Source organism: Synechococcus sp. H60.2 (genome assembly GCF_047462315.1).
Taxonomy (GTDB): domain Bacteria; phylum Cyanobacteriota; class Cyanobacteriia; order Thermostichales; family Thermostichaceae; genus Thermostichus.
Window position 1 is genome coordinate 1 of the sequence record NZ_JANSIZ010000088.1, and the last position, 8,654, is coordinate 8,654.

The 8,654-nt window shown below is 60.6% G+C and carries 7 protein-coding genes; 3 read left to right on the plus strand and 4 right to left on the minus strand.

Going from position 1 to position 8,654, the window contains the following annotated elements:
* Positions 1 to 76 precede the first annotated feature (76 nt).
* Entirely contained in the window at positions 77 to 1,234 is a 1,158-nt protein-coding gene (gene urtB, locus NW845_RS11425; protein ID WP_414378629.1) for an urea ABC transporter permease subunit UrtB, read from the minus strand.
* 108 nt (positions 1,235 to 1,342) lie between these two features.
* A complete protein-coding gene (gene urtA / locus NW845_RS11430; RefSeq protein ID WP_414332597.1) occupies positions 1,343 to 2,617 on the minus strand; it encodes an urea ABC transporter substrate-binding protein in 1,275 nt (424 codons plus the stop codon).
* 358 nt (positions 2,618 to 2,975) lie between these two features.
* Here urtA and NW845_RS11435 point away from each other — a divergent pair, with 358 nt between their 5' ends.
* Together NW845_RS11435 and NW845_RS11440 are read left to right on the plus strand one after the other, a co-directional pair.
* Positions 2,976 to 4,937 carry a prolyl oligopeptidase family serine peptidase gene (locus tag NW845_RS11435; protein WP_414378631.1) on the plus strand — a complete coding sequence of 654 codons (1,962 nt, stop codon included), beginning with the start codon at positions 2,976 to 2,978 and terminating at the stop codon, positions 4,935 to 4,937.
* Positions 4,938 to 4,960: 23 nt separating this feature from the next.
* Positions 4,961 to 7,075, plus strand: coding sequence for a transglycosylase SLT domain-containing protein (locus NW845_RS11440; RefSeq protein WP_414378633.1), 2,115 nt, complete (start codon positions 4,961 to 4,963; stop codon positions 7,073 to 7,075).
* Between the two features lie 19 nt (positions 7,076 to 7,094).
* Here NW845_RS11440 and NW845_RS11445 read toward each other — a convergent pair whose 3' ends face one another.
* Complete coding sequence (locus NW845_RS11445) at positions 7,095 to 7,379, minus strand: DUF3082 domain-containing protein (protein WP_414372547.1); 285 nt, start codon at positions 7,377 to 7,379, stop codon at positions 7,095 to 7,097.
* Positions 7,380 to 7,426: 47 nt separating this feature from the next.
* Between NW845_RS11445 and NW845_RS11450 the strand changes: the two genes are divergently transcribed.
* Positions 7,427 to 8,146: a J domain-containing protein gene (locus tag NW845_RS11450; RefSeq protein WP_414364957.1), complete on the plus strand. Its 720-nt coding sequence runs from the start codon at positions 7,427 to 7,429 to the stop codon at positions 8,144 to 8,146.
* On the opposite strand, the gene NW845_RS11455 is transcribed toward NW845_RS11450, so the two are convergent.
* Complete coding sequence (locus NW845_RS11455; RefSeq protein WP_414378635.1) at positions 8,143 to 8,580, minus strand: SDH family Clp fold serine proteinase; 438 nt, start codon at positions 8,578 to 8,580, stop codon at positions 8,143 to 8,145. The two genes, NW845_RS11450 and NW845_RS11455, sit on opposite strands and share 4 nt — an antisense overlap.
* Positions 8,581 to 8,654 lie beyond the last annotated feature (74 nt).

Consider the following 8,654-nt stretch of genomic DNA (forward strand, 5'->3'; position numbering starts at 1 on the left):
GCCTGGCGCCTTTTTGTATACTCCCCAGGTGGGTGGATGGGCATAACGGTATTAACTTTGCCCCAAGCAGGGCGGCCTAGGCATCCACCATGCGACCTTTTTCGGGGAAAAGGCCGCGGGGGCGCACCTGCAAAAAGGCCACAATTAAGGCAAAGACCATCACCTTAGCCATGCTGGTGGTGGCAAAAAAGTTGAGGGTATCGGTCAGGATCGGCACGTTGGGAAAGATCAAAGCCAGCGTCCCGGAACCGATGACAAAGTTGGCAATTCCGATCCCCAGTGCCGCCACAATGCTGCCCAGGAGCTTGCCCACACCCCCCACGACAACCACCATGAAGGTATCCACGATGTAGTTCTGGCCGGTATTGGGCCCCACGGATCCCAGCAGGCTGACGGCCACGCCGGCTACTCCTGCCAGACCCGAACCCATGGCAAAGGTGAGAGCATCCACCATTTGCGTGGGGATCCCGACACAAGCGCTCATGGCCCGATTTTGGGTGACGGCGCGGATGCGCAACCCCCAGCGGGTGCGTTGCAAGAAAAAGTACAGCCCCAGGATACAGACAACGGTGAGGGCGATGATGAACAGGCGAGTATTGGGCAAAAACAGGTTGCCCACCGGGATCCCACCCCGCAGCCAGCGAGGAGCGGTCACGTCTCTATTTTGGGCCCCAAACCAGGGCTGGGTGACGGCCAGGGCATAGGTTTGGGCCAGAACCCGCCCGCCTACTGCCACAATGGCCGTAGAAAGCACCAACAACAACGTCAGCACCCAGCCTTTGAGTCGCGGCCAATCGGCCCGTTTTGCCAAGAGCCACCAGCCGCCAAAAAAGAGCACCGCAAAGGCCCCCAAGCGGAAAGCCAACACCCAATTGACGCTGCGCACGAACTGCTGCAGGATCAGGCTCACGCCCCAGGTGGCCAAAAGGGTTTCCAGCGGCCGCCCATACAAAAAGCGAATCACCCCCCGCTCCAGAGCCAGACCCGCCAGGGCCGTGACGACAAAAGCGGCAACCAAGGCTGGAAAGATATACAGATCCCGCCAGGGATCCCCCAATTGTCGGAAGGCATTTTGCATAACAAAGGTGGTGTAGGCCCCCAACATCATCAGCTCCCCATGGGCCATATTGATCACCCCCATGAGGCCGAAGACAATCGCCAGGCCCAGAGCGGCTATCAGCAAAACGGTGCCAATACTGATGCCGTTAAACAAGCTATCCAAAAGCAAGGTCATCGGCAGGGGATCCTCCTTCTTTACCAGTTGACTGGGGACGCGCTTCCAACTCCAGGACGGGATCCCCAACTCACCCGCAAGGGATCCCGCACCCAGCGCTCAACAGGGCTAGCTGACTTTGAAGCGACCGCCTTTGGCCGGATCCGACCAGTCGCAGGCAAAGCCCTTGGTTTCCGCCACAAACTGGTTCCAGGGCTGTGGCTCCACAGCGTCTGTAGAAAAGATGACATCAAACAGCCCATCAGAGCGCACCTGGCCGATCCGCACGTACTTGGTCAGGTGGTGGTTGGTGTTCATCGTCACCAGACCCTCTGGGGCATCAAAGGTTTGGCCGTAGGCTGCTTGGCGCACCGCGTCGATCTCCACGGTTCCCGCTTTTTCCACCGCCTGCTTCCAGATGTAAACCATGATATAGGCCGCTTCCATCGGGTCGTTGGTGACGCGGTTTTGGCCGTATTCTGCCTTGAAGGCTTCCACAAACTTCTTGTTGGCAGGCGTATCCACCGTCATGAAGTAGTTCCAGGCAGCGTAGTGGCCTTCTAGGAACTCGGAGCCAATCGCCTGCACCTCTTCTTCGGCAATGCTGACGGACATAGAGGGATAGCGATCCGGCTCCAGACCGGCTGCTTTCAGTTGCTTAAAGAAGGCCACATTGCTGTCGCCATTCAGGCTGTTGTAGATCACGCCGCCGTTGGGAAGAGCGGCACGGATTTTGCTGATAATGGGAGTCACTTCGGTGTTGCCCAGAGGCAGGTAATCTTCTCCCACAACCTTGCCGCCCAGGGCCTCTAACTGGGCCTTGATGATGGTGTTGGCCGTGCGGGGGAAGACATAGTCGGATCCCACCAGGAAAAACTCTTTGCCCTTGTTCTTGAGCAGCCATTCCACAGAAGGCTCGATCTGCTGGTTGGGGGCAGCGCCGGTGTAGAAGATGTTTTTGGAGCACTCTTGTCCTTCGTACTGTACGGGATACCAGAGCAGGTGTTGCTTGGATTCAAATACCGGCAAAACTGCCTTGCGGCTGGCCGAGGTCCAACAGCCGAATACCGTTGCCACCTTGTCCACATCGATCAATTTGGTGGCTTTCTCGGCAAAGGTTGGCCAATCGGAGGCGCCATCCTCGATGATGGGCTCGATCTGCTTGCCCAAAACCCCACCGGCGGCATTGATCTCTTTAATGGCTAGCTTTTCCGCATCCACCACACTGGTTTCCGAAATGGCCATCGTGCCGCTGAGGGAGTGCAAAATGCCAACGCGAATAGTCTCTCCCTGAGCATAGGCAGGCACAGACCGCTTCACCCAGATCTGCGGCCCTAAGGCAGCGCCGGCTCCGGCCAGCGCGCCCATTTTCAGCACTTGACGACGATTAAAAGATTGAGCCATCGGTAAACTCCGAAACGAGGTGAGTGCAAAGGATGTAGCGAAGTGTGGTTACAGCAGCCTGGCTAACGGGGGGAAGCACTCAGCTCATCACCTTGCCCATGGATCAGCTTGCCCAACTGCGCTCGGCTGAGGTTTTCACTAATGCCTTCCCAACATCAACAGGGGGAAAAGCCAGTTCTGCAGTCGAGAGAGCGTCGTGCGCCCCTGTTGCCTCGACGTGTTTTATCAAACCCATTCAGCCAGGAAGAAATTGTGTTGTGAGATACTTTTTTCCAGAATCTGAGCCTGTTCTCCCCAAGCTCCCAGGATCCCTTGCTCTCGGCATAATGGAGATTTCGAGGTTGAAAATTGATGGCTTATGGTGCAACAGGCTGGCTATGGATCTTGGCGATCCCCAATTACCGCTGACCTGGTGGTGGCCGGATCCCTACGCCTAGGGCAACCGGCTTGGGACAAGGGGGATCTCTACTGGACGGAGGGCCGCCCGCAGGAGAAGGGGCGAAATGTACTGATGCGGCGAGCTGCCGACGGGACGGTGCAGGAACTGACGCCAGCACCCTTCAACGTGCGCACGCGGGTGCATGAGTACGGCGGCGGCGCCTACTGGGTCTCCGAGGGGGTGGTGTATTTCTGCAACTTTGCCGATCAACGGCTGTACTGCCTGCTGCCGGAGTTGGCTCCCCAGCCCCTCACCGAGCCCGGCCCCTACCGCTATGCCGACGGGGTGGTGGACAGGAGGCGCCGGCGCATCCTCTGCGTGCGCGAGGATCACAGCCGCCAGGGAGAGCCGGAAAATACCCTGGTTGCCATCGATCTAGAAAGCGGATCCCAGCAGGTTTTGGCCAGGGGCCACGATTTCTACGCCAGCCCGCAACTGAGCCCAGACGGTCAGATCCTGGTGTGGCTGGCCTGGGATCACCCCCAGATGCCTTGGGACGGCACGGAGCTGTGGCGGGCGGAAGTGGCTCCTGACGGCAGCTTGGGAGAACCCCAGAAACTCGTTGGTGGCCCGGCTGAGTCCATTTTCCAGCCCCAGTGGTCGCCGCAGGGGGAGCTTTACTTTGTTTCCGACCGCAGCGGCTGGTGGAACCTCTACCGCTGGGATCCCCAGGGCCCCATTTCCCTCTGTCCTATGGAAGCAGAGTTTGGCGAGCCCCAGTGGGTGTTTGGCCTGAGCACCTACGGCTTCTGTGGGGATGGGCAAATCCTGGCCATCTATCGACAAGAGGGGCTCTGCCACCTGGCGCTTTTGGATCCGCGTTCAGGACAGAGGCAGGAGCTCCCCATACCCTACACCGAGCTCCACAACCTCCAAGTTAGCGGCGAAAAAGCTGCCTTCCTGGCCGGATCCCCCAGCGAAGCCATGGCCTTGGTCGGTCTGGACTTACCTTCTGGCCAAGGGGAGGTGGTGGCCCGTTCTAGCAGCGTGGCAATAGATCTGGAGTATTTGTCGATCCCTGAGCCCATCACCTTTCCCACTTCTGGCGGGACAGTGGCCTACGGCTTCTTCTATCCTCCCAAGAACCGCGACTTTGTGGCCCCTGCCGGCGAAAAGCCGCCCCTGCTGGTGAAAAGTCACGGCGGGCCCACGGGAGCAACAGCAGCCGTGCTTGACCTGGGGATCCAGTACTGGACCAGCCGCGGGATTGCTGTTTTGGATGTCAACTACCGCGGCAGCAGCGGCTATGGACGGGCCTACCGGGAGGCCCTCAAGGGCCAATGGGGCCTTGTGGACGTGGAAGATTGCATTGCTGGAGCCCGATTCTTGGCCCAACAGGGCCGGGTTGATGGCGAGCGATTGCTCATTCGCGGCAGCAGCGCCGGCGGCTACACGACCCTGGCAGCTTTGACGTTTCACAGGGTTTTCCGCGCCGGCGCCAGCTACTACGGCATCAGTGACCTAGAAGCGCTGGCCCGGGAAACTCACAAGTTTGAGTCCCACTACTTGGAGAGCTTAATTGGCCCCTACCCCCAACGGCAGGATCTCTACCGAGAGCGCTCTCCCCTCCACCACCTAGAGGGTCTCAACTGCCCGATCATTTTCTTTCAAGGCCTAGAGGACGCCATCGTTCCTCCCAACCAAGCGGAGAAGATGGTAGCTGCCCTGAAGGCCAAAGGGATCCCGGTGGCCTACGTGCCCTTTGAGGGAGAGCAGCACGGCTTCCGCCAGGCGGCCAACCTCAAGCGGGCGCTGGAGGCAGAGCTTTACTTCTACGCCCAGATCCTGGGGTTTCCCCTGCCAGAGCCCCTCGAGCCAGTTCCCATCGCCAACTGGAGTCCTCCCTGCCCTGGCTCGGCGCCTCCCCGTTGGGTATCCTAGTCAAGGAGCTGGGGGAGGGGGGCATGGGGAGCCTAACCAGCAACCTCTGGAGGCAATGGGTGGCCGCGGCCTTAGCAGCAGGCGGAGTCCTGGGCGGTGCCCTCTGGGGCTTTTACACTTCTTCCTGGGCAGAACCCGTTGAGATGGCGGCGGTGCCGCCGGAATCTCCAAGCTCGACTTCTGGCGCTGCCTTTTTGCGCGCCTACAAAGCCCTCCAGGGCGGCCAAGCCCAAGCGGCCTTGGAGTCCTTACAAGGCTTGGAAGAGAAGCTGCCAGTTCTCACTGATGAAATTTGGAAGCTCAGGGCCCAGGCCTATGAAAAGCTGGGGGATCGAGAAACTGCCCGCCAAATCTGGTGGCCCAAGATCTTGCGGGAGTATCCCCACAGTCCTGTAGCCGCCTATGCCCTGTGGGGAATGGGCCAGGTGGAGCAACTGCGACGGCAATTTCCCACTCACCCCTTGACTGCTCGCGCCCTCCAGCACTTGCTGCAGCAGCATCCCGACCGCTACGACCTACTGCGGGATCTGGCCCAACATCACCCGCAAACCCCTGGGTTAACGCCCCTCTTGGATCGCTGGCGCCAAGCCCAGGAGGGATCCCTCACAGCCTCCGACTGGCAGATCCTGGCCGATGCCTACTGGGAGCAGCGGGAGTACGGCAAAGCCGCCCGCGCCTACAAACACGCCCCTGCTACCCCCCAGAACCTCTACCGCCAGGGCCGCAGCCACCAAATCTCGCGGGAGTTTCCCCAGGCCAGGGCCGCCTACCAAGCGCTGCTGGCGCAATTTCCCGAGGCTGCCGAGGCCTCCCTCACCCAGCGTCGCCTGGCCGAGCTGAGCGACCTGCCGACAGCCCTTCAGTTGCTCCGACAGGTGGGATCCGGCTCGAATCCAGAGGCCCCAGAGGCCCTGCTCAGCCTCAGCCAGCTTTATGAGCGCAACGACAGCCCGCAGTCGGCCCAGGCGGTGCGGCAGACCCTTTGGGAGCGTTTCCCGGCCAGCGAAGCAGCGGCCAACGCCGCCTGGACGGTGGCTTGGCGCCAGGCGCAAGCGGGCAATCTCAGCCAAGCCATTGCTCTGGCCCAGCAGATTGGCTTGGCCCAGCAGGATACGGAAATGGGGGCGCAACTGCTCTACTGGGCAGGCAAATGGCGGGAACGCCTGGGGGATAGGGCGGCGGCACGGCAAACCTATCAGCAGGTGCTGCGGCAGTTTCCCCACACCTACCACGCCTGGCGGGCAGCGGCGCAACTGGGCTGGCCAGTAGGAGATTTCTCCAGCGGCCGCCAAAGGGTTGAGGTGGACTTTCAGCCGGTGCGCCAACCGTTGCCAGGGGTCTCTGAGGCCACGCAAACTTTGCATCTCATCGGCGCCAGCCAACTGGCCTGGGAGCGCTGGCAGGGGGAAACGGCCCTGCGGCAACGGGATCCGCGCCAGATGAGCGTGGCCGAGCGCTTTGCCAGCGGCATTTTGCGCAACAACGCTGGCGAACACCTCCAGGGGATCAACCAGGTGGCTGCTTTGCGCTTCAGCGCCGAGCCTGACCCGCTGCTGCAGAGCTTGAGGCAGCGCCAGGATTTCTGGCAGGCCGTCTACCCGCTGCACTACTACGCCGACCCGGAGAACACGTGGGAGGGAGATCCCTATGCCCGGCCTGGGCTGGCCTACTGGTCGCGGCAGTTTAACCTGAATTCCCTGATGGTGGCAGCCTTGATCCGCCAGGAATCCCGTTTTGAGCCGGAGATTGTCTCGGCCTCGGGAGCGCTGGGCTTGATGCAGGTGATGCCTGCCACCGGCCGCTGGATTGCCCAAAAAGTTAGTCTAGCCCAGTACAGCCTCACCAACCCTGCCGACAACCTGCGCCTGGGATGCTGGTACTTTGACTACACCCACCGCACCTATCAAGACAACACCCTGCTGGCCCTGGCCAGCTACAATGGCGGGCCTGGCAATGTCGCCAGATGGCTAGGCCGCTTCGGCTTTGAGGATCCCGATGAATTTGTGGAGCGGATCCCCTTTGCCGAAACCCGTGGCTATGTCAAGTCTGTCTTTGGCAACTACTGGAACTACTGGCAGCTCTACACCCCAGAGGGGCGCACCTTGGTCAGCCAGCGCCTCCGTCAGCGTCCTGGCTAACCAACTCCCTCGACTGCGGCTAGGATCGGTGCCGAGAAGAGGTCAGCCGTTCTCCCAGCAATTGCAGCGAGTAGGCTGCCAGCCCCAGGCCCACCATGACAAACATGAAGGTGATCAGGGAAACGGATCCCACCAGCAGGTAGCGCACCAGAATGCTGATCCCCCGCGCCAGGGATCCGCTTTCCAGGTCGATTGGCGGCAGCTTGGCCAGCATCGAGAGCAGCAATTGTAGGAACCCATAGCCCAAACTGGCAGCAAAGGCAGCCCCCACAAGGGCGTTGAGGGGATGGGAGGAGGACGGCATGGGGCAGCACCGGAAAACTCACCATTATTGTAGGCTCCAGGTACAATATGAGCGTTTGTTCTGAGAACAAAATGATGGGGAGCGGGTCTGAAGCAGTTTCCCACTATGAAGTGTTGGGGGTTTCGGTGCTGGCGACGGCAGCGGAGATCAAGTCTGCCTATCGCCGTCTGGTCAAGTACCACCACCCCGACAGCCTCCTGGCCAAAAAAGATCGGGCTGCCGCTGAGCGTATTCGCCAGATCAACGCTGCCTATGCGGTGCTTAAGGATCCGCAAGCCCGCCGCGAGTACGATCGGCAACTGCGCTCCAATTACGCCCCGCCCCGCCCCCAGCCCACTGGCTCCCCATCAGAGACGGTCAGCCAGGAGGCTATTGCCCGCGAAGCCTGGATTCGGCAGGTCTACACTCCTCTGAACCGAGTTTTGGGGCCTTTACTGTCTTCCCTCAGGCCGCAGTTAAATGCCTTGGCGGCAGATCCTTTCGATCCCGATTTGCTGGAGGCCTTTGGCCTGTATCTGGAGGAGTGTACGCAGAAACTGACCCAAGCTCAGCAGATCTTTCGCCGCCTTCCCAATCCCAGCAGCCTAGGGGGGGTGGCTTCTCGCCTCTACTATGCCCTCAACCACTTGGAAGATGCCCTGGAGGAGCTGAGCTATTTCCCGCTGAACTTCGACGATCGCCACCTGCACACCGGGCAAGAGCTGTTTCGACGGGCGGAAGGGTTGCGTCGAGAAGCCATGGACACCTACGCCCAGAGTTCGCCCTAGCGAGACCGGCTGCCGGGTGGAGAGGGGCGGGAATCGTAGGGGGTAGGAATGTACTGCACGGAAGGACGGCCTATGCTGGCTTGTGGGTAGAGATCCATCAGGGCGTAGATCTGGGGCGGCAACTCGGTGGAGATGGGCAGGCCCAGCTCCCGCGCTTCTTCAGCCGTAATCGGGTAGTCGTGGGTTACCCGCCCGCTGGTCAGAGCCTGGATGAGGGGCTCAACGCGTTCGGGGGCAATTTTGCGCTTGGGCACCTCGTCCTTGAGCAGCTCCCGCACAAAGTTCTGTACCTGTTGCATCGCTTTGCGGGCCAGATCTGCCAGGATCAGCGTCTGGTCGTCGATCTCGGCAATGGGTTTTTCCGCCACCACCTGCAAAATGCTGGCGGCAGCGTAGCCCCCTATCTGCGGATCGACCGGCCCTAGGACAGCAATGAACTACCCCACCGCGTAGGCGGGTGGGGTTTCCTCACCCGCTTGACAGCAGAGCTTTTGTCTCTTCTTCTGCC

Bases quoted from the DNA above. Each gene is read 5' to 3' on its own strand.
- urtB (WP_414378629.1), bottom strand. From the start codon at position 1,234: ATGACCTTGCTTTTGGATAGCTTGTTTAACGGCATCAGTATTGGCACC.
- urtA (WP_414332597.1), bottom strand. From the start codon at position 2,617: ATGGCTCAATCTTTTAATCGTCGTCAAGTGCTGAAAATGGGCGCGCTG.
- NW845_RS11435 (WP_414378631.1), top strand. From the start codon at position 2,976: ATGGTGCAACAGGCTGGCTATGGATCTTGGCGATCCCCAATTACCGCT.
- NW845_RS11440 (WP_414378633.1), top strand. From the start codon at position 4,961: ATGGGGAGCCTAACCAGCAACCTCTGGAGGCAATGGGTGGCCGCGGCC.
- NW845_RS11445 (WP_414372547.1), bottom strand. From the start codon at position 7,379: ATGCCGTCCTCCTCCCATCCCCTCAACGCCCTTGTGGGGGCTGCCTTT.
- NW845_RS11450 (WP_414364957.1), top strand. From the start codon at position 7,427: ATGAGCGTTTGTTCTGAGAACAAAATGATGGGGAGCGGGTCTGAAGCA.